The following is a 23545-nucleotide window of genomic DNA, read 5'->3' on the forward strand; positions in this document are numbered from 1 at the left end:
GAAAAGCCGCAAAGGGTAGCTGTCGCACAGTTCCCGGTCAAGGCATTTTCGGCATCGCACGGGCCTGACCGCCCGCTCCGCAGCGATCGCCACCCACCCTGAGAAAGACACATCCTGGCATCTCGCGAAGAACTTTCCGGCTTTCTCGCCGCGGTCGAACGGCGCGCCTTCAAACAGGCCGTATTCGCGCTGCGCGACGACGAATCCGCACTCGATGCCGTGCAGGACGCGATGATGAAGCTCGCGGAAAAATACGCCGACCGCCCGGCGGAAGAGTTTCCGATGCTGTTCCAGCGCATCCTGCAGAACGTGATCCGCGACATGTTCCGGCGGCGCAAGGTGCGCTCGACCTGGACTACGCTGCTGTCGTCCTTTACCGGCGCGGACGAGGACGACGATTACGACCCGCTGGACAACATGGTGATCGACGAGCCGTCCGAACTGGGCCGTACGCCGGAGCAGAACCTCGAACAGAGCGAGGTGATGGCTCTGATAGAGCGTGAAATATCCCGCCTCCCGACGCGTCAACGCGAAGCTTTTCTGATGCGTTACTGGGAGGAATTGGACATTGCCGAAACGGCCGCCGTCATGGGCTGTTCGGAAGGCAGCGTCAAGACGCATTGCTCGCGCGCGACCCACGCGCTCGCTGCCGCCCTCAAACTGCGTGGCATCAAGCTATGAAATCCACCGTTCGAACGACATTTCCGTCCGCGGCGACCGACGAGGCCGCGATCGGCCAGCGCGCACACGCGGCGCTCGAAGCCTCCTGCACCGAACTGCCCCCCGACATCGTGTTCCGCCTGCGCCAGTCGCGCGAGCGGGCACTGGCTGCTGCCACGCCGCGGCGCCGACTGGCGTGGCTGCCCCGTTTCGCCAGTCTGCCGGGCAATCTCAGCGGCGGATGGCTGCGCGACGGACTGGCGCCGACCGTCGGCATCCTGATGCTCGCACTGATCGCCGCCCTGGCCAGCCAGCAATCGCAGGACGAGCGCTTCAACGAATCCCTCGATATCGACAGCGCCCTGCTGACCGATGACCTGCCCATCGACGCCTACCTCGATCGCGGTTTCGGGGCCTGGCTCGACAGCCAGGGCAGATCCTGATGCGACGCAAGTTTGCCGGTGCGCTGCTTGCAGCCACCCTCGCCTGCGCCGGCGCGTCGGCACAGACCCGGGCGCCGGGCTGGCATCAGCTCGATCAGGCTGAACAGGCCATCCTGTCGCCGCTGGCCGCCGACTGGGACAGCTTCGACGCCGAACGCCGGCGCAAATGGCTCGACCTCGCCGCCCGCTATCCGTCGATGACGGTGGAGGAACAGTCGCGGATGCGCGCGCGCATGAGCTACTGGGGCAGCCTGACGCCGCAGGAGCGTATCGAGGCACGCGAGCGCTACAAACGCCTTCAGGCAATGCCCGCCGACCAGCGCGAAACGCTGCGCCGGCAATGGGAAGCCTACGAAGGGCTGTCGCCCGAGGAACGCAGCCGGCTCGGCGCGGCCCAACGCCCGGGCAGCAAGGCGCCGGGCGCGGCGGCCGCAGCGCCGGTCCGCAAATAATCAGGCTGCTTCGTCGTCCACTTCTTCATGCGGCAACGCCGCACCGCTTCCACATGTCAGAAACGACCCGTTATCCGGCGGCCGGCCTGCGCCGGCGCCTCGCATCGCTGCTCTACGAATCCCTGCTGCTGCTCGGCGTGCTGGCGGCCGGCTTCATGCTGCCCTATCTGATCGTCGGACTGTTCTTCGAACTCGCGCCCCAGGGCTGGTTTGCCTGGCTGCACATCCTGCTGCTGCTTGGCCTGTACTTTGTTCACTACTGGCGCCGTGGCGGACAGACACTGGCCATGCAGACCTGGGGGATACGTGTCGTCGACGCAACGCAGGACAGGCCGCCCGAACTGAAACGCGCGCTCGCGCGCTATCTGCTCAGCTGGCCGTCGCTGCTGTTCTGCGGTGTCGGGCTGTTCTGGGCGCTGTTCGATCGCGACCGCCAGTTCCTGCACGACAGACTGGCCGGCACCCGGGTGATCCGCATCAAGTAGACGGACCGCTCAGCGGCGGTCCTCCCACCACAGCATGGCCGCCGCAGCGAACACGAAGAGGAAACCCGGCGTCAGTGCCGCCGCATAGGGCGGCCACGAGTTGATCGCACCGAGATTGGAAAACAGGCCGTTCAGCATGTGGAAGAGCACGCCGATCATCACACCGGTGAACACCTTGATGCTGACCGCCGCATTGCGGTTGTGCATGTAGGCGAAAGGCAATGCGAGCGCCAGCATGACGAAGCAGGCGAGCGGGTAGCTGAATTTCTTCCACAGCGCGATCTCGTAGCGACCGGTTTCCTGCCTGTTGTCCGACAGGTGCCGGATGTAGTGCCACAGCTTCCACGCCGACATCCTCTCGGGCACGACCAGCATCACGCTCATCACGTCCGGGCTGAGATCGGAATCCCACACCAGCGTGTCCGACTTGCTCACTTTGGCACCGTTCTCCGAGAAGTCGGTGCGAATGACGTCGGTGAGCACCCATCCGGACGGCGCCTCGTAGCCGCCGCTTGCCGCCTCCAGCACGGACAGCAGTTCGCGGCTGTCGTTGAACTCGAAAATGCGGATCTTGCGCAGCACGCCTTCCGGCGTGACGCTGCCGATGTTGACGAAATCGTGGCCGTCCTTGACCCAGAATCCACTACGGAATTCGCCGGTGAGCAGTTGCGAACGGGCGGACAGCTTCAGCTCCTGCGCCGCCCGTTCGGCCGGCGGCGCGACAAATTCGCCGGTGATGAAGGTGAGCAGCACGAAGGGCAGACCGATGCGTGCGAGCAGACGCAGGATGCGGCCGGTCGACATCCCCGAGGCGCGCAGCACGGTGATTTCCGAATGGCGCGACAGCGTGGTCAGTGAATACAGCGCGCCGATCAGCACCGCGATCGGCAGCGTTTCGTAAACGCGACCGGGCATGGTCAGCACGGTATACATCACCGCGTGCTGCAGGCCGTAATTGCCGCGCCCGAGATTGTCCAGCTCGTTGATCAGGTCGAAAAAACCGAACAGCCCGAGGAAGGCCGCCAGCACCAGCAGGGTGGCCAGGGCGACTTCACGGCGGATGTAACGTTCGTGGATCAGCATCGGTCAGCGGCCCAGCCAGGTGCGCGGAAGGTGGCCGTACATGCGCCAGGCGAACATGCCGGCCAGCAGCAGGAACATGCCGCCATGCAGCGTCCACAGCACGCCGCCGAAGGACAGCTTGCCCTGTGACACCCAAGCTTGGGTGATGCTCAGCAGATTCGAGTAGACGAGATAGATCAGCAGCGCCATCAGCAGATTGTTGGCGCGCCCGGCGCGCGGATTGACGAAAGACAGCGGGATGGCAAGCAGTGCCAGGTTCAGGGCCGCGATCGGCAGCCCGATGCGGAAGGCCAGTTCACCCATGTTCGGTGCGGTCGGGTCGGCCAGCAATTCCTCGACCGTCAGCAGGTAGGGGCGTGACTCGACGCCCTGCGCCTCCTTCGTCTCGATCCGCACCGCGTAACGCTCGAATTCCATCACCCGGTACTCAGGGCTGCCCGGCTCGCCCTCGTAGCGGCGCCCGTTCAGCAGCACGACGAAGCGGTCGCCGGACTCCATGGTCTGCGTGTAGCCGTCGCCGGCGACGATGACGCCGACCTTGCCCTTGTCGGTCGTGCTGACGAAGATGTTCTTGACCGCACCATCGGTGCCGTCGCCGCTCTCGACGAAGAACACCCGGTTGGCCTGCGACGACTCGCGGAAGCTGCCGGGCGACATCTGTGCCACGTCGTCGCGGTTGCTCATGCGGGTGCGGAATTCGGCACTTTTCACCTGAGACCACGGGGCCAGATACAGCGACAACACCCCGACCGCGATCACCATGGGCAACGCGAACAGCAGCACCGGCCGCACCCAGGCGGACAGAGGCAGGCCGGTGGCGAACCACACCACCATTTCCGAATCCCGCCAGCTGCGGGACATCGCCAGCAATACAGAAATGAATAGCGTCAGCGACAGAATCACGCCCAGATAACGCAATGCGCCGAAGCCGAGCAGCGCCATGACCGCTTCCGATGCCACTTTCCCGCCCGCCGCCTGTCCGAGCAGGCGCACGAGCTGGGTGGACAGCACGATCGCGAACAGGGCGACGAACACCGTCAAAGCAGTACTGGCGAATTCGCGCAGGGCGGCGCGCTGGAAGATCAAGCCTGGGGCTCCGTGCGGAACGCCTTCGCGCAAAGGCGCGTCAGGCCGTTCTTTTTTGACTCGCGCGCGGCTTCACGCCGATAATCGGACGACTTGAAGCAGCGCGAACTGATAGAGGAGAAGCGGGTGGAATTTAGCATAAAGAGCGGCAGCCCCGAGAAACTGCGCACCGGTGCCCTGGTAGTCGGCGTGTTCGAGTCGCGCAAACCGGCCGCCGCTACCGCGGCGCTCGACGCCGCCAGCAAGGGTCGCATCGCCGACATCCTCGGCAGCGGCGACATGGACGGCAAGTCCGGCAGCACGCTGCTGCTGCACAAGCTGCCGGGCATCGCCGCCGAACGCGTGCTGCTGGTCGGCCTCGGCAAGGAAAAGGAATTCGGCCTCAAGGAATATCGCGACGCGGTTGCCGCAAGCGTGCGCGCGCTGCGCGATACCGGCGCCAGCGACGCGGTGAGCACGCTGGCCGAAGTTGCCCCGCGCAAGGTCGGCACGGCCGGTGCGCTGCGCCAGGCGGCGATCGTTGCACTCGACGTGCTCTACCGCTACGACACCCACGCCCGCAACAAGAAAGACGAATCGCGCGCACTGGCCGCACTCGGCTTCACGCTGCCCAAGAAAACCGCGGCATCAGCCGCTGCCGAGGCACTGGCCCAAGGCGAGGCAATCGGCCACGGCATGGCGCTGGCCAAGACGCTCGGCAACCTGCCGCCCAACGTCTGCACGCCGACCTACCTCGCCGAACAGGCGCTCGAACTGGGCAAGAAATCGGACATCGCCGTCACCGTGCTCGACCGCGCCGACATGCAGAAGCTGGGCATGGGTTCCTTCCTGTCGGTCGCTGCCGGCTCGCGCCAGCCGCCCAAGTTCATCGCGATGGAGTACCGCGCCGGCAAGAAGAACGAGGCGCCCATCGTGCTGGTCGGCAAGGGCATCACCTTCGACACCGGCGGCATTTCGCTGAAGCCGGGCGAAGGCATGGACGAAATGAAGTACGACATGTGCGGCGCAGCGAGCGTGCTCGGCACCTTCCAGTCGCTGGCCGCGATGAAGCTGCCGCTGAACGTGATCGGCCTCATCCCGACCACCGAGAACATGCCGGGCGGCGCAGCCACGCGGCCCGGTGACGTGGTCAAGTCGATGTCCGGCCAGACCATAGAAATCCTGAACACCGACGCCGAAGGCCGCCTCATCCTGTGCGACGCACTGACCTACGCCGAGCGCTACGAGCCCGCCTGCGTGATCGATATCGCGACGCTGACCGGCGCCTGCATCATCGCGCTGGGCCATGTCACCAGCGGCCTGATGGCCAACGACGACGCGCTGGCCGACGAACTGCTGGCCGCCGGCCAGACCGCGTGGGACCGCGCCTGGCGCCTGCCGATCTGGGAGGATTACCAGGAGCAGCTGAAGAGCAACTTCGCCGACATGGGCAATATCGGTGGCCGCCCCGCCGGGTCGATCACCGCCGCCTGCTTCCTTGCCCGCTTCGCGAAGAAGTTCAAGTGGGCGCATCTGGATATCGCCGGTACCGCCTGGAAGAGCGGCAAGGAAAAGGGCGGCACCGGTCGTCCGGTACCGCTGCTGACCCACTTCCTGCTCGAACGCGCCGGCAAGCTCTGAGGCACGCATGGCGGTCGCCGAATTCCACCACGACGCGCCCGACAAGCTGCGCCACGCCTGCGCGCTGGTGGCGCAGTGGCATGCCGCGGGGCGTCGCGTGTGGATACATTGCGACAACGATGCGCTGGCCGCGCGGCTCGATCAGATGCTCTGGGTGTTCGAGCCGCTGGCCTTCATTCCGCATGTGCGCGACGGCCACCCGCTGAGCGACGCGACGCCGGTGCGCATCGGTCGCGATCCGGCGTCGGCCCCGGTCGATGCGATCCTGCTCAACATGGCGCACGATGTGCCTGCCGGTTTCGAGCAACGCGCGCACATCGTCGAGATCGTCAGTCAGGACCCCGCCGACCGCGACGCGGCGCGCACGCGCTACGTACGCTACCGGCAGGGCGGATTCGACATGCAGACAAGAAAGGCTGAAGCATGAGCGACGACCTGATCGGCCGAGCCGATTCGCTGATGCGGCGCAGCCGCACCTTCGTCGCCGGCCGGGTCGCCCCGGCCGTGGTGGACGACGGCATCCCGCTGCTGACCGAGGAAGTGGATCTCGACACCCTGGTGCCAGAACCCGAGGACCGCAGCGCCGAAATCACCGCGGCGGTGACCGCGGAGGTCACGGAGCGCGTAACGGCCGAAGTCACCGAGCGGGTCACCGCGGAGGTGACCGAACGCGTCACCGCCGACGTGACGGAACGCGTAACCGGAGAGGTTGCGCGCTCGGTCGGCACCGAAGTCCGGGAACGTCTGCAGCAGAGGACCTCCGACGCACTGTCGCAGCAGTTTTCCGACCTGCCCGCGCTGATCCAGAGCCGTATCGACGACTGGTGCACGACCACGCTGCCGGCGCTGGTCAGCATCGAGATGCAGGTGGCGTTCGAGGCGGCGCTGGGCGCCGCACTGGAGAGTGCAACAGCCCGCATCCGCGAACAGGCAGTACTCGATCTGCGTGAATCCATCGCCGCCGACATCGAAAACCGCAGTCAGGCCGTGCTCAACGCCACGGTCGAACCATCGGACCAGCCCGACCAGCCCCTATAATCGCGGGTTTGCATCCAAGCAGACCCGTCATGACGCTGGCCAAGAGCTTCGAACCGGCCGACATCGAACGCCGCTGGTACCCCGAGTGGGAATCGCGCGGCTACTTCGCTGCCGGCCTGGACACCGACACCCCGAACAAGTCGAACTTCTGCATCCTGCTGCCGCCGCCGAACGTCACCGGCACGCTGCACATGGGTCACGGTTTCAACCAGACCCTGATGGACGCTCTCACCCGCTATCACCGGATGCGTGGCGACAACACGCTGTGGCAGCCGGGTACCGACCACGCCGGCATCGCCACCCAGATCGTGGTCGAGCGCCAGCTCGACGCCCAGGGCATCTCCCGCCACGACCTCGGCCGCGAGGAATTCGTGAAGAAGGTGTGGGAATGGAAGGAGTACTCCGGCTCCACCATCACCCGCCAGATGCGCCGTCTCGGCACCTCGCCCGACTGGACGCGCGAGCGCTTCACGATGGACGAAGGCCTGTCGAAGATCGTCACCGAAACCTTCGTCCGTCTGCATCAGGAAGGTCTGATTTACCGCGGCAAGCGTCTGGTGAACTGGGATCCGGTGCTGGGCACCGCGGTGTCCGACCTCGAAGTGGTGCAGGAAGAGGAAGCCGGTTCACTGTGGCACATCCACTATCCGCTGGCTGATGGTTCCGGTCATCTGACCGTCGCCACGACCCGCCCGGAAACCATGCTGGGCGACGTCGCCGTGATGGTGCATCCGGACGACGAGCGCTACAGCGCGCTGATCGGCAAGACGGTGAAGCTGCCGCTGACCGACCGGGAGATTCCGGTCATCGCTGACAGCTACGTCGATCGCGAATTCGGCACCGGCGTGGTCAAGGTGACGCCGGCGCACGATTTCAACGACTACGCGGTCGGCCAGCGGCATGGACTGCCGATGATTTCCATCCTGACGCTGGATGCGAAGATCAACGATAACGCGCCGGAGAAATATCGCGGCCTCGACCGCTTTGCCGCGCGCAAGGCCATCGTCGCCGACCTCGAAGCAGCCGGCCTGCTGGAGAAGACCGACAAGCACACGCTGAAAGTGCCGCGCGGCGACCGCACCAATGCCGTGATCGAGCCCATGCTGACCGACCAGTGGTTCGTCGCGATGAGCAAGCCGGGCAAGGACGGCAAGAGCATCACGCAGAAGGCGCTCGACGTGGTGGCGAACGGCGAGATCCGCTTCCACCCGGAAAACTGGGTGAACACCTACAACCAGTGGCTGAACAACATCCAGGACTGGTGCATCTCGCGCCAGCTGTGGTGGGGCCACCAGATTCCGGCCTGGTATGACGATCAGGGCAACGTGTTCGTCGCGCATTCCGAAGCCGAGGCCTACCAGAAGTATTTTGAACACCTCGCGCAATCGAAGCCGGACCTGAAGCGCCTCGCCATCGCCACCGCGATGGCGCGCGAAATGTCCGGCGACACGCTGCCCGAAGTCGGCCGCAATTACGCGATCAAGGAAAACCTGCCGCTGCTCAAGCGCGACGAGGACGTGCTCGACACCTGGTACTCGTCGGCGCTGTGGCCCTTCTCGACGCTGGACTGGACGCCGGACTGGGAGCCGGGCAACCCGGAGAAGAGCAATCCGGCGCTCGACCTCTACCTGCCGTCGTCGGTGCTGGTGACCGGTTTCGACATCATCTTCTTCTGGGTGGCGCGCATGGTCATGATGACCACGCACATCACCGGTCGCATTCCGTTCCGCGACGTCTATGTGCACGGTCTCATCCGCGACGCGGAGGGCCAGAAGATGTCGAAGTCCAAGGGCAATGTGCTGGACCCGATAGACCTGATCGACGGCATCGCGCTGGACGATCTGGTGAAGAAGCGCACCACCGGCCTGATGAATCCGAAGCAGGCGGAGCAGATCGAGAAGCGCACGCGCAAGGAATTCCCGGACGGCATTCCCGCCTTCGGCACCGACGCACTGCGATTCACGTTCGCCTCGCTCGCCAGCCCTGGCCGCGACATCAAGTTCGACATGCAGCGCTGCGAAGGCTACCGCAACTTCTGCAACAAGCTGTGGAACGCCACCCGCTTCGTGCTGATGAACTGCGAAGGCCAGGACTGCGGCATGGCGCCGTGCAACGAGGACTGCGGCCCGGACGGCCCGCTGCATTTCCAGGCGCCCGACCTGTGGATCGTCAGCGAACTGCAGCGCGTCGAAGCCGAAGTCGAGAAGCAGTTCGGCGACTACCGCTTCGACCTGGTGGCGCAGGCGATCTACCGCTTCGTCTGGGACGAGTACTGTGACTGGTACCTCGAACTGGCCAAGGTGCAGTTGCAGAACGGCACACCGGCCCAGCAGCGCGCCACCCGCCGCACCCTGCTGCGCGTGCTGGAAACCGTGCTGCGCCTAGCCCACCCGCTCATTCCCTTCATCACCGAAGAGCTGTGGCAGACCGTCGCGCCGCTCGCCGAGCGCAAGGAAAGCGAGTCGATCCAGCTGGTGCGCTACCCGCAGGCCAATCTGACCCGCATCGACGTGACGGCGGACGCCTGGGTGGCGGAACTGAAGACCATGATCGACGCCTGCCGCAGCCTGCGTGGCGAAATGGGCGTGTCGCCGGCCACCAAGGTACCGCTGCTGGCCGCCGGCAAGGCCGACACGATCCGCGGCTACGCGCCCTACCTCGCCGCGCTGGCCAAGCTCAGCGAAGTACAGGCGGTCGGCGATGCGCTGCCGGATTCGCCGGCGCCGGTGCAGGTGGTGGGTGACTTCCGCCTGATGCTGAAGATCGAGATCGACGTTGCCGCCGAGCGCGAGCGCGTCGGCAAGGAGATCGCCCGCGTCAGAGGCGAGATCGCGAAATGCGAAGCCAAGCTCGGCAACGAAAGCTTCGTCGGCCGCGCCCCGGCCGCCGTGGTCGATCAGGAGCGCAAGCGTCTGGCTGACTTCGGCGATCTGCTGAGCAAGCTGGAAGAGCAGCTGGGGCGGTTGGGGTGACGCGAGGGGCTGGGGGCTAGGGATTTGGGGCTAGCGGATTGCGGGCGGCGAAGCCGCCCGGAAACTTTTCTAGCCCCTCGCCCCTGCCCCCTAGCCCCTCCAGTAAACCTGCCTCATCCGCTCGCAGTAGCGCACGATGGACGGGTAGTCGCGCTCGATCAGCCGTTTGAACGGAATGTCCACATCGACGAACACGACATTGGCCAGCAGGCCGTAGGCCGTTGCGTCGATGCTGGAGGGGTGTCCGAACAGGAAGGGCTTGTCGCCGAGCACGGTGGCGACGGCGTCGATGTCGCGCATGCCCATTTCAGTGATTTCGTCAGCCGTGTGGCGGCCGACCCCGGCTGCCTTCACCTGCTTCACCATGCCGCCGCGCGCCAGTGCCGGCACGAACCACTTGTACGGCGCGCCGAGTCCGCCGAAGAACGCATCGCGCGTGGCCGGCCAGTAGCGGTCGTCGGCCCAGCGGAAATGGAGTACGCACCAGTAGGCGTGCTCTTCCAGCGTGCGCTGAAGCAACAGCGATTGCGCGCGCTGGTCGCGATCGAGATGGTCGTCCAGCGCCACGCCGTGACGCCGCTTCAGGTGATCGATGATGAGGCCGCTGTCCGCCACCACGGTGCCGTCGTCGTCGATGATGTGCGGCAGCTTTCCTTTCGGCGCCTTGCCCAGATTCATCGTGTAGACGTTCTCGTAGGGCAGCCCCGCCATGCGCAGCCAGGTTTCGAGCTTCAGGCAGAAGCCGCTTGCATTCGGCAGCCCCATCGCCGGGGGAAACTGGAAAAGACGGATCATTGTTTCCCCCTTGTTCTGGCGCCAGCCGCTGCGTTTACTTGCGTCGCAGCAGGAAGAAGAATTCCTTGTTCGCTTCGCCGCTGTCCAGCAGGGTGTTGCCCGTCTGCCGCGCGAAAGCTTCGAAATCGCGCACCGCGCCCGGATCGGTCGCCACCACGCGCAGCACCTGACCGCTGCTCAGTTCCGAAAGCGCCTTCTTGGTGCGCAGGATGGGCAGCGGACAGTTCAGGCCGCGCGCATCCAGTTCCTTGTCGAATTCCATGTCTCACCCCGTGCTTGGAGCGGCGTTTATACCCGCTGTCGCGGCGGTGATCAACGCCACGGCTTCGTTTCCGGCGCCAGCCGACATCGCGTGACGGCCTACAGGCCGTCGCGCCGCTGCTCGGCAAGCCGTTCGCGCAGTTCGCGCAGCCGCGCATCGACCGCCGACTGCTGATAGAAATCGCCGTCCGCGGCACGCTGTGCCAGTTCGAGCTGTTCGATGGCGGCCTGGTACTGACCATTGAGCACATAGGCCTCGGCCTGCGCCCGATGTTGCGCCAGACGCTTTCCAAGCAGCGCATAGGTCTTCGCCTGGTACTGGTAGAGCTGCGGGTCCTGGGTAGAGACGGACACCTCGCCATTGACGACCGCCAGCGCCTCGTCCGGCCGATTGTCGGCCAGCAGGGCCTCGATCAGTCCGTACAGCAGCGCGCGCGAACGCGCGGACCGGTTCAGGCCGTCGCGGAAGCGCTCGGCCGCCTCGGCCGGGCGCCCGGCGTCCAGGCTGATGCGACCGCCCAGGTTGTCGAGCATCGGCGAAGAAAAGCCTTCAGCGTGCAGCGCGTCGAGTTCCTGCTGGGCGCGCTTGAAATCGCGCAGCCGCAGCGCTGCGTGCGCCAGTCCGAAACGGGCGGCGATGCGCGCGTTGCCCTGGACGTCGCGCAGCCGGCTCTCGAATTCGGCCATCGCCTCTCGCGCGTCGCCGTCGTAGGCACGCAGCTTGGCACGCACCAGCAGGAAGTCGATGCTGTCCGGCACCTGTCGATAGGCGGTCTGCTGGATGCGCGCGGCGGCGTCGGCAATACGCTCGGTGGTCAGCGGGTGCGTGCGCAGATAGGCCGGCGAGTTCGCTTCGTAGAAGCGCACCGAGCGCTGCATGCGCTCGAAGAAGGCCGCCATGCCCCGGGTGTCGAAGCCGGCGCCATCCAGCATCTGGATGCCGATGCGGTCGGCCTCGCGCTCGAAATCGCGCGTGTAGGAGAGCTGGGTGGCGATGTTCGCCGCCTGACCACCGACCAGCGCCGCCTGCGCTGCCTGCGAATTGCCGCGTGCTGCCAGCGCCGCGATGATGAGCGAAGCGATCGCGATCACGCTCATTTCACCGCGCTTCGAGTAAAGCCGGGCGATGTGCCGCTGCGTCACGTGCGAAATCTCGTGTGCAATCACCGAAGCCAGTTCGGATTCGCTCTGCGCCGCGACGATGAGGCCGGTGTGTACGCCGATGAAGCCGCCGGGCCAGGCGAAGGCGTTCAGCGTCGGGTCGCGCAGCGCGAACAGTTCGAAGCTCTGTGTCGACTCGGGCAGCTTGGACACCAGTCGGTCCGCCAGCTGGTTCAGGTAGCCGTTGATCTCCGGATCGTTGATGTAGCTGCGCTCGCGCACCCGCATGTCGCGCCACAAGGACTCGCCGATACGGCGTTCGAGCGATGGCGGCAGATCAGCCTGGGCAACGTCGCCGAGATCGGGCAGCGTATTGGCCGGCGCGACAAGCGGCAGCAGGAGCAGCACGGCGATTGCCTTGCGCAGCCGGCGGGAGAACAGGAAGTGACTCATGGCGATGCTATGATAACGGGCAGGCGTGAACGGTCGTTCGGCAGCAGGTGAGCATTCGTCAGCGATCCGTTACCGCGTGTGACGCTGCCCCGCAAACAGCGGCGGCGCAACAAGAACGGCAGCACAGAAGGTTCGGCCGGCGCTGCGCGACGACCGACATGGTAGCCGGCCTGGCCGGTCCCCTCACCCCTCAACGCCTACGTCTCCGATGTCGTCGATTCCGGTTGGTTCGCACGCCCTGCTGCTGATTGAAGATGTACCCGAAGACGTGAAGCTCATCACCACGGCACTGCGCAACATCGTGCCGAGCGAGCAGATCCAGATCGCCGCCTCCGGTGAGGAGGGGCTGGACTACCTGTTCGGGCGTGGCGCCTTCGTCGGGCGCGACACGCGCTACCAGCCGGCGCTGGTGATGCTTGACCTCACCTTGCCGCGCATCGACGGGCTGGAGGTTCTGCGTCAGGTCAGGGCCGACCCGCAGACGCATGTGCTGCCGGTGGTCATGGTGTCGGCGTCGTCGCAACAGCGCGACATCCGCACCGCCGCGCAACTCGGTGCCAACAGCTTCGTGCGCAAGTCGCTCGATTTCGTCAGCTTTTCCGAAACGCTGACCCTGCTCGCCCGCTACTGGCTCGAACTGAACATCCCCCCTCCTCACCCGTCCGCAATGACACGATGAGCGCCGACGACTCTCAGACTCCGCAGTCTCCGCTGACCCATTTCGACGCCCAGGGCCAGGCCCACATGGTCGACGTCGGCGACAAGGCGCACACCGCGCGGGTGGCGCGTGCCGGCGGTTCGATCACCATGCTTCCGGCCACCTTCGCGCTGGTGCGCGACGGCAATGCAAAGAAAGGCGACGTACTCGGCGTCGCCCGCATCGCCGGCATCCAGGCCTCGAAGCGCACCTCGGAGCTGATCCCGCTGTGCCATCCGATCGCACTGACCAAGGTGAGCGTCGAGTTCACGCTCGACGAAGCCGCAAACCAGGTGCTGTGCGAGGTCACCGCCCGCACCACCGGTCAGACCGGCGTCGAAATGGAAGCGCTGACCGCAGCCAGCGTCGCCCTGCTCACCATCTACGACATGTGCAAGGCGGTCGACCGCGGCATGCGCATCGGCGACATCCGTCTGCTGGAAAAGGCCGGCGGCAAGTCGGGGCACTGGACGGCCGACTGAGCCCGGTGCGCGTGCGTCTGCAACGCCGCGCGTAAGCGCCGCACGGCCCTTCCGCCCGCGAGGTGACGAAGAAACCCGCTTTCGTTCTACCATCGGCCCGGTCGCGGGCACTGAACCCGCTCAGGCACGGAAACGATGGCCCAGGAAATCGAACTCAAACTGGCGATGGCCGGCGCCGGCTGGCGCGCCTTCTCCCGCCACCCGCTGCTGCGCGAGGCCATCGCGCCAGCGCACACGCAGACGCTGCGCAACCTCTATTTCGACACCCCCGACCTCGCACTGCGGCGCCAGCGCGTCGCGCTGCGCCTGCGTCGTGCGGGGCGGCGCTGGCTGCAGACGGTGAAGTGCGCCAGTGCGTCGCGCGCGGGGCTGTCGTCGCGTCCTGAATGGGAGCAGCCCTTCAGCGGTCACTTCGATTTCTCGGCCATCGACGACCCCGCACTGCGTGCAGAACTCGAAACCCTGCGCGACCGCGGCGTGCTCGTCACCGTGTTCGACACCACCTTCGAGCGGCGCGAATGGCGTTTCAAAGCCGGTGACGGCGAGCTGCTGCTGATGGCCGATCGCGGTCACATCATTGCTGGCGAGCAGCGCGAAACCATCTCGGAACTCGAACTGGAACTGGCCGGCGCTCCGGTCGACGCCCTGCTCGATTTCGCCGCCCGCCTCGCTGCGACGCTGCCGCTGCGTGCAGAGTCACGCAGCAAAGCACAGCGCGGCTACGACCTGATGGCCGGCACTACACCCGAGCCGGTGCGCGCCGGCCGCTCGCCGATCGACCCGGAAGGCTCGGCCGCCGACGCCTTCCGCGCCGTCGCGCTCGACTGCATCGCGCACTACCAGGCAAACGAACACGGCGCGCTGCACAGCGACGCGCCGGAATTCATCCACCAGATGCGCGTCGCGCTGCGCCGGCTGCGCAGCGCACTGCGAGTGTTCGCGCCCGCGTTGCCGGCGGGCAGCGCCGACGATCTGGCGCAGCACCTGCGTGCGCTGGCTGGCGAACTGGGCGAGTTGCGTGACCGCGACGTGCTGCAGTCCGAACTTGTGGCGCCGCTGCTGGGCAAGGCGGCCTCACCAGAACTGAACGATCTCGCCAGTGCACTGCTCGCGATACGCGGCGAAGTGCGCGAGCGCGTCATCAATGCTTTGCAGGACGGCAGGCAGGCCCGACTGATGATCGCGCTGCTCGACGTGCTGCATCGGCTCGACGAACAGCCGGACGCACCATCGCTGGCCGTCCTCGCCCGCAAGCGTCTGGCGCGCGCGCACACCCGCATGATCGCCGCCGCCCGTCTGGCCAGATCCGGCGACATCGCCGCGCTGCACGCGCTGCGCATCGACGTGAAGCGGCTGCGCTACGCGCTCGAATTCAGCCTGCCGCTGCTGCACGCCAATCGCGCCCGGCGCGCGCTCGAAACGCTGGCGGCCGCACAGGAGCAGCTTGGCTTCATCAACGACCTCAGCCAGGCTGGCCCGCGCCTGCTGGCTGCCGCAGGCAACGACCCGGCCCTGCTGGCCGCAGTGTCACAGATCGCCGCACATCACATGCCGCGCTACCGGAAGATCGTCGACGAGGCACCGAAGCTGCTCAAACGTCTGGAGCGCATGCCGCGCCCGCGCTGAATCCGGCGCGCCGTGTCATGCATGCGTCACGTCCCCTCACCACACTGCGCGCGCCTGAACAGAACACGAGGAGACATTGATGGAACTGATCCTGTGGCGCCACGCCGAAGCGCTCGACACCGTACCCGACGCCAGCCGCAAACTGTCCGCGCGCGGCGAGAAGCAGGCCAAGCAGATGGCCGCCTGGCTGAAACCCCGCCTGCCGAAGAACACCCGCATCCTGGTCAGCCCGGCCACCCGCTGTCAGCAGACCGCGCAGGCACTGGAACTGGAGTTCGAAACCTCAAGGCTGTTGAGCACCGATGCATCGGTCGCCGACCTGATTGCGGCCACTGATTGGCCGACAGGCAGCGGCGCAGTGCTGGTTGTGGGGCATCAGCCGATGCTGGGGCGGGTCGCGGCGCTGTTGCTGTCGGGTGAAGAGGCGGAGTGGTCGGTGAAGAAAGGTGCGCTGTGGTGGCTCAGCAATCGCGTGCGTGACGGCGCAGCCCAACACATTCTCAGGCTGTGCATTTCACCCGACCTGATCGAAGCCTGAGTAATGCGACGATTGCTGCTCGTCGCCTTGACCGCGGCTCTATCGGTGGCACACGCCAATGCCGCGCCTCGATGCACGGCCGCACTCACGTCGGAACTGCAGCGCCTGCTCACTGAGCAGTCATTGCCAGCCGCCCAGTTCTCGCTGCGCGGCCGCAATGTTCAAGCCATTGACCTGGCATTCGGAGAAGCTTCGCCCGGCCATCCCCTGGCCGTGGAGCAGCCCTTGCGCATCGCCAGCCTGTCGAAAATCCTGACCGGGCTTGCCGTCATGGATGCCGATGAGGACAAGAGCTTGCCACTCGACTCGAAGCTGGTTGAGGTGCTCGACATCGACCGTGAGTCGAGTGGTCGCGGCGCACGCGACATCAGCCTGCGTGATCTGCTCGGGCACAGATCCGGCCTGCGTCGCCATGCTGGTCTGGATGAAATGCTCAGGCTCGAACCACGTTGCCCGCCTCATGTCGGGCAGTTGCTGTCGGAACCGCTGCAGGCACCCGCCGGATCGACTTTCCAGTATTCCAACACCGGTTATTGCCTGCTCGGCGAGGCGTTGCGCGTTCGTACAGGACAACCGCTCGCCGACCGAGTCGCCGCGTCGATTGTCCGACGCATCGGGAGGTCGAACATCGCGCCGTACGACGAAAGTGACCGGACGGTCCGCTACCACGCCAGTCCGGACGATCCAACGGACGACCCCGCCAGCTATCACTTCAACTATCCGGCCATGCTGGCCAGTGGCGGCTTCCAGAGCGCCGCTCGCGACCTCTCCCGTCTTCTTGTGCGGGCGTTCCCGGCAGACAGATTAAAGACACTTGACACAGCCCCGGACGGTTGCCCCCGCAGCGGTGGGCCGCGCAACTGCCACGGCCTCATATTCCACGTCTTCGACGATGCGCAGGGGCAGCGAATGTTCTGGCGTGACGGTTCGCTACCCGGCGTCAGCGCATTGGCGCTCATTCCGGCTCACGCGCGATGGAACTGGGTGTTCATCGCCACCCGGCGCCATCGTGATGGCCTGCGCCTGAACGAACAACTGCTGGCGGCCATCGACCATGTCGTGGCGCGCCATCTGCAGTGCAAAGAGACCGAACGTCAGACCAGACCGGGAATGAAGCGGTAGCGCACCTGCTCCATGTACTCGCGATAGCCGTTGTCGGCCATCAGCAGATGGCGCTCTTCGGTCAGCGCACGCGCGATGTAGATCGCGGTCCATCCACACAGCGACAGCAGGATGGCGATACTGCCGAGCACCGAGCTCTGCAGCGCCGCCCAAAGCGGCGGCATGGCCCCCAGCCACCAGGCCAGATTCTTGAAGGTATAGGCAGGATGACGGATCCAGCGATAGACACCGTGTCGCACGATGCCGCGATTGGTCAGATTGCTGGCTTTGAAACCGAGGTTCGCACTGGCTGCGCTGTAAATTGCGAACGCGAGCAGTACAGAGATGTTGATCGCGAACTGCAGATGCGGATTCCCGACGGTCGGCGCATCGCTGCTGTACCAACCGATGAATGCCGTCAGCCCCTGGTTGAAGGGCTGGTAGCAGATGAGGCACACGAGCCAGCCGGACAGCGTCGGATCAACTGACACGAATCCATTCTTCAGTTTCGGATGATCGACGAGATAGCCGAAGGTGAAGCACAGCACATCGACGAAAACCACAACATGTATCAGTGGCGCATGCAGGTGTTTGTTGTAGAGCTCGAACCAGTTCAAGGCCGCGACAGAAGCCGGAAGCGCAGTCAAGTCGGAGAATGCCGCCAGATGCTGCAGCAACCAGCTCACCATCAAGGGCGCGAAGAAGAACTTCAGCAGCAGGATGCGTAAGGCCAGAGCTTCATCGACATCGAACACTCGACCGTTACGAACCCTCTGCCAGCCCGCGCGCGCCACAACCAGCGCCTTGGAATCCGCTGCTGTCCGGCGGTAGTAGAAAGGCAGCACTGCCGCATAGAGCAGGATGAGCCACACATAGGCGTCGAACACGGAGAATACGATTGCACCGTCGCTGCCGAAATGCAGCATCTGGCCGAGTGAACTACGATGCCAGGGGCTGATCTGCGTGTAAAACGTCAGGCTGAGTCCAAGGAACAGCAGCGTCGCGAGATAGCTTCGGAAAACGGCGTTCATGGCAAAAAAAGAGGCCCTCGCGGGCCTCTTCCTTCATACGTAACTCGGATTAACCGCCCGAGCTCGTGCTAGAGCTGGAGCTGGAGCTGGAGCTGCTTCCAGTGTCAAAACCCGTCTTCGACTTGTTACAACCATTTCCACCGGTCCGGTAGGCCCAAGTGATACTCGTGGTGCCAACCGTTCCAACCATGTCGAGGGTACAACTGCTCACAGATGCATTGCCCGTCAGAGGAAGCGTAATTGTTCCACCGACACCACCCGTACCATCGGTCGATGCAATGGTGCCCAGGGTAACAGCTCCGCCTGCGAAGCTTGTCGGAATGGTGTAACCCGTCTTGCCGGTAGCCGTTGCCAGATCTGTATTGGAATCACAAGCGGAGGGCGCTCCACCATTGGTCTGTATGCACAGCGCCATATCAGTTCGGACAGATGCGAGACTTGCTACAGCATCTTGCCACTTTGCTCGCGTTACATAGTCTTGATATTGCGGAATCGCTATTGCCGCCAGAATGCCGATGATCGCGACCACGATCATCAGTTCGATCAGGGTGAAACCTTGCTGAACCTTTTTCATCACTCTCTCCTGTTTGAACGGAACGGGCGCGACTGCGCTCAGGGTGATATCGAGCAAGGCGGGTGCCAGCTTTAGCACTTTTTTACAGTTCTCTGAAACACAAGGATTTTTTGTCCTGGGCGCCGCGACACAGTTCGACACAGATGCTTCTGTCCTGCCGTTCACCGGCAGCATGTGACGAAAAACGTCAGTTCACTGCGTAGCCGGGGATGGCACTGAGGTCTACGTCGTCGATCTGTTCGGGGTCGAGATAGGTTTCCGCGTAGCGCAGATAGACCTGCTGGCGGACGAACACGTCGAACAGGTCGGGGTCGATGTGGCCGTTCAGGCGGAACTTGCCGAGGATGTGCAGCGCTTCGGACAGCTTCATCGGTCGCTTGTAGGGCCTGTCCTTGGCGGTCAGCGCCTCGAAGATGTCGGCGATGCCCATCACGCGGGCCTGCACGCTCATCTGTTCGCGGGTCAGGCCCCGCGGGTAGCCCTTGCCGTCCATGCGCTCGTGGTGGCCGCCGGCGTACTCCGGCACATTGGTCAGGTGACGCGGCCAGGGCAGCGACTCGAGCATGCGTATCGTCGACACGATGTGGTAGTTGATGATTTCGCGCTCGGCGCCGGTCAGCGTGCCGGCGCGTATGGTCAGGTTCTCGACCTCATCGGCACTGAGGCAGGGGTGACGGGCGCCCTGGGCGTCGGTCCATGACCAGCGCCGGGCGATCGCGTGCACCCGTTCGACGTCGGCATCGCTCATCCGCTCCGAGCCGATGTTCGCCTGACGGAGGAAGGCGCGGTCGCCCTCGACCTCATTGAGCAGATCGGCACCGTCGCGCTCGATCCGTGCGCGCGCAGCACTGGTCGTATCCGGGCCAAGCGCCATCTGCCGGCGCAAGGTGGCCAGTTCGATATCGCGACGTATCAGTTCGAAGCGCGTGTCGACCAGCTGGATGCGGTCGAATATGGTCTGCAGCTTGGTCGCCTTGTCGACCACGTGCACCGGCGTGGTCACCTTGCCGCAGTCGTGCAGTAGGCCGGCGATCTTCAGCTCGTAGCGGTCGGCGTCGGTCATCGTGAAGTCGGCCAGCGGGCCTTCGGTCGTGTCATTGACCGCTTCGGCCAGCATCATGGTCAGCGTCGGTACGCGCTGGCAGTGGCCGCCGGTGTAGGGCGACTTCTCGTCGATGGCGTTGTTAATCAGCGTGATGAAGGATTCGAACAGCGCTTCGAGCTGGCTCACCAGTTGCCGGTTGGTCAGCGCGATGGCGGCCTGCGATGCCAGCGACTCGGCCAGCCGGCGGTCGGAATCGGAAAACACGCCGACCACGCCGCTCACCGGGTCGACGGCGTTGATCAGCTGCAGCACGCCGATCACCCGGCCTTCGTGATTCATCATCGGCACCGTCAGGAAGCTGGTCGAGCGGTAGCCGGTGCGGGCATCGAAAGCACGCGTGCCCGAGAAGTCGAAGCCCTCGGCCGCGTAGGCGTCGGCGATATTGACCGTACAGCGGTTCAGCGCGCAGTAGGCGGCGACCATGGACAGATTCGGCTGGCCGCCCGGCAGATGCAGCGGCAGCGGCGGAAACACGATGCGCTTGCCGCTGGTGCCGCCCATCGCGATGCCGATCGAGTCGGTGCGCATGATTTCGAAGCGCAGGTGCTCGCCACTTTCGTCGGTGCGGTAGAGTGTGCCGCCGTCGGCATGGGTAATGGCCTTGGCGGCAAGCAGTATCTTTTCGAGCAGCGCTTCGATATTGCGTTCGTTCGACAGTGCGGCGCCGATCTCGTTGAGATCCTCGAAGCGCCGCAGCAGGTCGTCGAACTTGTCCATGTGCGGCGGCGCGCTACTTGATGCAGACCGCGCGGACCTGCTTCATGTCGGTCAGGCCGGACAGCACCTTTTCCATGCCGTCCATCTTCAGCGTACGCATGCCCTCCTCCAGTGCCGTGGCGAGCATGGTGGCCACGCGTTCGCGTTCCTGGATGTTCTTCTTGATGCGGTCGGTGCCGAGCATCAGTTCGTGCAGGCCCAGCCGGCCACGGTAGCCGGTATTGCTGCAGTCCGGGCAGCCCTTCGGCCGGTACAGCGTGAAGCGCCCCTTGTCGTCGGCGTAGGCCTTGATCCAGTCCTTCAACACGCGATCCATCGCCCCTTCGGCGTCGACCTTGAAGTCGGCGGTGTTGCGCAGCTCCTCGCAGTACTCCTCAAGGAAGTGCTTCATTTCGGCGGCGTCCGGGTGATAGGCCTCCTTGCACTTCGGACACAGACGCTTGGCCAGCCGCTGGGCCAGGACGCCGAGCAGCGCATCGGCGAAGTTGAACGGATCCATGCCCATGTCGAGCAGGCGGACGATGGATTCCGGTGCACTGTTGGTATGCAGCGTCGAGAACACCAGGTGACCGGTCAGCGAGGCTTCGATGCCGATGGCCACGGTCTCCTTGTCGCGCATTTCACCAACCATGATCACGTCCGGATCGGCGCGCAGGAAGGCGCGCATGATGGCGGCGAAATCCAGCCCGGCCTTCTTGTTGATCTGTACCTGACGCAGCCCCTTCTGCGTAATTTCGACCGGGTCCTCGGCGGTCCAGATCTTGGTTTCCGGCGTGTTGATGTGGCTGAGGATGGAGTGCAGCGTGGTCGTCTTGCCGGAGCCGGTCGGGCCGCACACGAAGAACAGGCCGTAGGGCTTGCTCACTGCATCCTTCAACCGCGACAGGTTGTGCGGCAGTACGCCCAGCTTGTCGATCGGTATCGGCTCGCCGGCGGCGAGGATACGCATCACGACGTCCTCGACGCCACCGGCCGACGGAATGGTCGCCACCCGCAGTTCGATGTCCAGCGGACCGAACTTGCGGAACTTGATCTTGCCGTCCTGCGGCTTGCGGCGCTCGGAAATGTCGAGGTCGCACATGATCTTCAGGCGGGTGACCAGCGCGCTGCGGTAGCTGGCCGGTACCTCGATGTAGGGGTGCAAGGTGCCGTCCTTGCGGAAGCGGACCTGGGTCTTGTCCTTGCCCGGACGCGGTTCGATGTGGATGTCGGATGCGCCCTGCTGGTAGGCGTCGATGATGATCTTGTTAACAAGCCGGACCAGTTCGTTGTCGGCAGCGGCCGTGACGTCGTCGCCACCAACGTCGTGCACCTCGTCCTCTTCCAGCATGTCGGACAGCAGGTCGCCGACGCTGGTGTCGTCCATCGTCGAGCCATAGAACTGGTCCAGCGTCTGCACGAATTCCTTCGTGGTGGTGACGCGAAAGACCAGCTTAGCCTTCGGGAAGATGTTGTTGACGACGCGCGCACCCTTCACCTTCTCCGGGTCGAGCGCAACGACGACGATGCCCTCGCTGGAGTCCTCCACCGGCACCCATTGCTGCTCTTCGAGGTACTCGCGCTTGAGATTCCTGATCAGGTCGAAGGGTTTGACCCGCTCGGGCTTGAAGGGCTCGTAGGCGACGCCGAAGAATTTCGACAGCGACGCACCGATGGCCTGCTGCTTGACCTGGAAATCGCGTACCAGCACGTCCTCGACATCGACGCCCTTGCGCCGCGCCGCGCGCGAGGCGAGGTCGAACTCCTGCGGTGACATGACGCCATCGACGACCAGGTAGTCGTATTTCGACTTGACCACGTGCGTCGGCTTGCTGCGTTGCTGGAAAGCCACCGCCAGCGTGTGTGCCATGCTCAGCAGGCCTTCTTCGGCCAGCGCCGAGAAGGGCTGACCGGACTTGTTGTTGATCAGTTGGACCACGCCCAGCAGATCCCTCTTCTCCGGGTCGAGAATCGGCGCGACCAGCATCTGCTTGGTGCGGTAGCCGGTCTTCTTGTCCACGCCGTCGAGGAACTTCAGGCTGGACGAATGCGACCTCAGCTCGGCCTCGTCGTAGACGTCGCGAATGTTGAGCAGCTTGCGGCTCATGCCGACGAAGCCCGCGATCGACTGCTCGGTCAGCGGCAGGCGCAGATCCTTGAACGAATTCAGGCCGGTCTTCACCTTGGACACGATGGTCGACCGGTCGTCGCCCAGCACGTAGATGGTCAGACGGTCGGCGTTGAACAGCGCAGAAATCTCCTGCGACAGTTCAAGCATGATTTCGTCGATATTGGTGGTGGCGTGAATCTTGGTCGTCACGCCCTGAAGGTTCTTGAAGAACGCCAGCCGGCTCGACACATCGCTCATCGCGCCCAGATCGCTGGCCGGCGGTAGCACTGCACTCATTTGTTCACCCCGTTACCGCTGACCCGCGCGGCCGTCCTGCCGCGCGCCCAATGGTCAGAAGTCGAAAACATGATTGTTGCGCAACATGTGCGGCTTGCGCGAGCCGAGCGTGTCGGCAATCTCGCGCATGGTCATGTCCATCTGGCTTGGTTTCAGATGGGTGATGTAGATATCGGCCGGGTGGCGCAGCTTCTCCAGCTCCCCCGAAAGCATGTCCGGACACAGGTGGCGGGACATCACGGCGAGTTGGCGATCGCGGTCGGGAAAGGCGGTTTCGATGATCAGGTAGCGCAGATCGGGCAAGGCGTTGACGGCGTCCCAGAACTCGTCGCACACAGTGGTGTCGCCGGAAAAAGCCAGCGTGCCGCCGGAGGAACGCACCGCGTAGCCGACCGCCGGCACCGTGTGCTGGGCCGGAAGCACGCGGATCGCCCGGCTACCCATGTCGATCTCGTCGCCGACACGCAATTCACGGAAGGTCATGAACGGTCGCTCGACCGACGGAATTTCGGTGAAGTCGGGCCAGATCGACCAGTTGAAGATGTGCCGCCGCAGCACTTCCAGCGTCGGCCCGGTGGTCCACACGGTCAGCGGACGCGAACGCAATTCGCCCACCGTATCGACCATCAGCGGCAGGCAGGCGATGTGGTCCAGGTGGCTGTGGGTGACGAACACGTGGTCGATGCGTGCCAACTCGGCGATCGACAGATCACCGACACCCGTTCCGGCGTCGATCAGGATGTCGTCGTCGACAAGCAGCGACGTGGTACGCAAATGCGCACCGCCTATGCCACCACTGCAACCGAGCACCCGTATCCTCATCTGTTTCCCGCGCGTAA

23 protein-coding genes are annotated in these 23545 nt (G+C 64.7%); 13 read left to right on the forward strand and 10 right to left on the reverse strand.

Features of this window, described 5'->3' with window-relative positions:
- Nucleotides 1-114 precede the first annotated feature (114 nt).
- The 4 genes from AC51BJ_RS06420 to AC51BJ_RS06435 are packed head-to-tail and all read left to right on the forward strand — an operon-like array spanning nt 115 to nt 2040.
- Nucleotides 115-681, forward strand: coding sequence for an RNA polymerase sigma factor (locus tag AC51BJ_RS06420; protein ID WP_496279812.1), 567 nt, complete (start codon nt 115-117; stop codon nt 679-681).
- Nucleotides 678-1103 (forward strand): DUF3619 family protein, encoded by a 426-nt coding sequence (locus AC51BJ_RS06425; RefSeq protein WP_496279684.1) that lies wholly within the window; start codon nt 678-680, stop codon nt 1101-1103. The genes AC51BJ_RS06420 and AC51BJ_RS06425 overlap by 4 nt, the downstream gene beginning before the upstream one ends.
- Nucleotides 1103-1555 (forward strand): DUF3106 domain-containing protein, encoded by a 453-nt coding sequence (locus AC51BJ_RS06430; protein WP_430433019.1) that lies wholly within the window; start codon nt 1103-1105, stop codon nt 1553-1555. The genes AC51BJ_RS06425 and AC51BJ_RS06430 overlap by 1 nt, the downstream gene beginning before the upstream one ends.
- 53 nt (nt 1556-1608) lie before the next feature.
- Nucleotides 1609-2040 carry an RDD family protein gene (locus tag AC51BJ_RS06435; protein WP_020163607.1) on the forward strand — a complete coding sequence of 144 codons (432 nt, stop codon included), beginning with the start codon at nt 1609-1611 and terminating at the stop codon, nt 2038-2040.
- A 9-nt stretch (nt 2041-2049) separates the two neighbouring features.
- Here AC51BJ_RS06435 and lptG read toward each other — a convergent pair whose 3' ends face one another.
- Both lptG and lptF read right to left on the reverse strand, forming a co-directional pair.
- Complete coding sequence (lptG, locus tag AC51BJ_RS06440) at nt 2050-3123, reverse strand: LPS export ABC transporter permease LptG (protein WP_430433017.1); 1074 nt, start codon at nt 3121-3123, stop codon at nt 2050-2052.
- A gap of 3 nt (nt 3124-3126) precedes the next feature.
- The gene (lptF, locus tag AC51BJ_RS06445; RefSeq protein WP_020163605.1) at nt 3127-4209 is read right to left on the reverse strand and encodes an LPS export ABC transporter permease LptF; all 1083 of its coding nucleotides are present in this window, start codon (nt 4207-4209) and stop codon (nt 3127-3129) included.
- 126 nt (nt 4210-4335) lie between these two features.
- On the opposite strand from lptF, the gene AC51BJ_RS06450 reads away from it, so the two are divergent.
- Genes AC51BJ_RS06450 through AC51BJ_RS06465 form a run of 4 tightly spaced genes read left to right on the forward strand, consistent with a single transcriptional unit; the run spans nt 4336 to nt 9839 of the window.
- On the forward strand, nt 4336-5829 hold the full coding sequence (locus tag AC51BJ_RS06450; protein WP_430433016.1) for a leucyl aminopeptidase: 1494 nt from the start codon (nt 4336-4338) through the stop codon (nt 5827-5829).
- A gap of 7 nt (nt 5830-5836) precedes the next feature.
- Nucleotides 5837-6256, forward strand: a complete 420-nt coding sequence (locus AC51BJ_RS06455; protein ID WP_496279685.1) for a DNA polymerase III subunit chi — start codon at nt 5837-5839, stop codon at nt 6254-6256.
- Complete coding sequence (locus AC51BJ_RS06460) at nt 6253-6867, forward strand: hypothetical protein (protein WP_019919424.1); 615 nt, start codon at nt 6253-6255, stop codon at nt 6865-6867. Before AC51BJ_RS06455 ends, AC51BJ_RS06460 begins: the two co-directional genes overlap by 4 nt.
- 29 nt (nt 6868-6896) lie before the next feature.
- The gene (locus AC51BJ_RS06465; protein ID WP_496279686.1) at nt 6897-9839 is read left to right on the forward strand and encodes a valine--tRNA ligase; all 2943 of its coding nucleotides are present in this window, start codon (nt 6897-6899) and stop codon (nt 9837-9839) included.
- Between the two features lie 90 nt (nt 9840-9929).
- On the opposite strand, the gene AC51BJ_RS06470 is transcribed toward AC51BJ_RS06465, so the two are convergent.
- The 3 genes from AC51BJ_RS06470 to AC51BJ_RS06480 form a co-directional block, all read right to left on the reverse strand.
- Nucleotides 9930-10634, reverse strand: a complete 705-nt coding sequence (locus AC51BJ_RS06470; protein ID WP_496279687.1) for a glutathione S-transferase family protein — start codon at nt 10632-10634, stop codon at nt 9930-9932.
- A gap of 34 nt (nt 10635-10668) precedes the next feature.
- Nucleotides 10669-10896, reverse strand: coding sequence for a sulfurtransferase TusA family protein (locus tag AC51BJ_RS06475; RefSeq protein ID WP_019919427.1), 228 nt, complete (start codon nt 10894-10896; stop codon nt 10669-10671).
- A gap of 98 nt (nt 10897-10994) precedes the next feature.
- Nucleotides 10995-12449: a M48 family metalloprotease gene (locus tag AC51BJ_RS06480; protein WP_496279688.1), complete on the reverse strand. Its 1455-nt coding sequence runs from the start codon at nt 12447-12449 to the stop codon at nt 10995-10997.
- A 208-nt stretch (nt 12450-12657) separates the two neighbouring features.
- On the opposite strand from AC51BJ_RS06480, the gene AC51BJ_RS06485 reads away from it, so the two are divergent.
- The 5 genes from AC51BJ_RS06485 to AC51BJ_RS06505 all read left to right on the forward strand — a co-directional run bounded on the left by AC51BJ_RS06485 (nt 12658) and on the right by AC51BJ_RS06505 (nt 16914).
- Nucleotides 12658-13128 (forward strand): response regulator, encoded by a 471-nt coding sequence (locus AC51BJ_RS06485; protein WP_304004020.1) that lies wholly within the window; start codon nt 12658-12660, stop codon nt 13126-13128.
- On the forward strand, nt 13125-13628 hold the full coding sequence (gene moaC / locus AC51BJ_RS06490) for a cyclic pyranopterin monophosphate synthase MoaC (RefSeq protein WP_496279689.1): 504 nt from the start codon (nt 13125-13127) through the stop codon (nt 13626-13628). Before AC51BJ_RS06485 ends, moaC begins: the two co-directional genes overlap by 4 nt.
- A gap of 135 nt (nt 13629-13763) precedes the next feature.
- Nucleotides 13764-15254 carry a CYTH and CHAD domain-containing protein gene (locus tag AC51BJ_RS06495; protein ID WP_496279690.1) on the forward strand — a complete coding sequence of 497 codons (1491 nt, stop codon included), beginning with the start codon at nt 13764-13766 and terminating at the stop codon, nt 15252-15254.
- A 79-nt stretch (nt 15255-15333) separates the two neighbouring features.
- Entirely contained in the window at nt 15334-15792 is a 459-nt protein-coding gene (locus tag AC51BJ_RS06500) for a SixA phosphatase family protein (RefSeq protein WP_496279691.1), read from the forward strand.
- A 3-nt stretch (nt 15793-15795) separates the two neighbouring features.
- Complete coding sequence (locus tag AC51BJ_RS06505) at nt 15796-16914, forward strand: serine hydrolase domain-containing protein (RefSeq protein ID WP_496279692.1); 1119 nt, start codon at nt 15796-15798, stop codon at nt 16912-16914.
- Here the strand turns inward: AC51BJ_RS06505 and AC51BJ_RS06510 are convergent.
- The 5 genes from AC51BJ_RS06510 to AC51BJ_RS06530 form a co-directional block, all read right to left on the reverse strand.
- On the reverse strand, nt 16887-17924 hold the full coding sequence (locus AC51BJ_RS06510) for a methyltransferase family protein (RefSeq protein ID WP_496279693.1): 1038 nt from the start codon (nt 17922-17924) through the stop codon (nt 16887-16889). The genes AC51BJ_RS06505 and AC51BJ_RS06510 overlap by 28 nt on opposite strands.
- 49 nt (nt 17925-17973) lie before the next feature.
- Nucleotides 17974-18498 (reverse strand): pilin, encoded by a 525-nt coding sequence (locus AC51BJ_RS06515; protein WP_496279813.1) that lies wholly within the window; start codon nt 18496-18498, stop codon nt 17974-17976.
- A 187-nt stretch (nt 18499-18685) separates the two neighbouring features.
- Nucleotides 18686-20320, reverse strand: coding sequence for an HD domain-containing phosphohydrolase (locus AC51BJ_RS06520; RefSeq protein WP_496279694.1), 1635 nt, complete (start codon nt 20318-20320; stop codon nt 18686-18688).
- Between the two features lie 13 nt (nt 20321-20333).
- Entirely contained in the window at nt 20334-22706 is a 2373-nt protein-coding gene (locus AC51BJ_RS06525) for a GspE/PulE family protein (protein WP_496279695.1), read from the reverse strand.
- 54 nt (nt 22707-22760) lie between these two features.
- A complete protein-coding gene (locus AC51BJ_RS06530; protein WP_496279696.1) occupies nt 22761-23528 on the reverse strand; it encodes an MBL fold metallo-hydrolase in 768 nt (255 codons plus the stop codon).
- Nucleotides 23529-23545: the final 17 nt, after the last annotated feature.

The organism is Methyloversatilis sp. S146-33 (assembly GCF_059552495.1).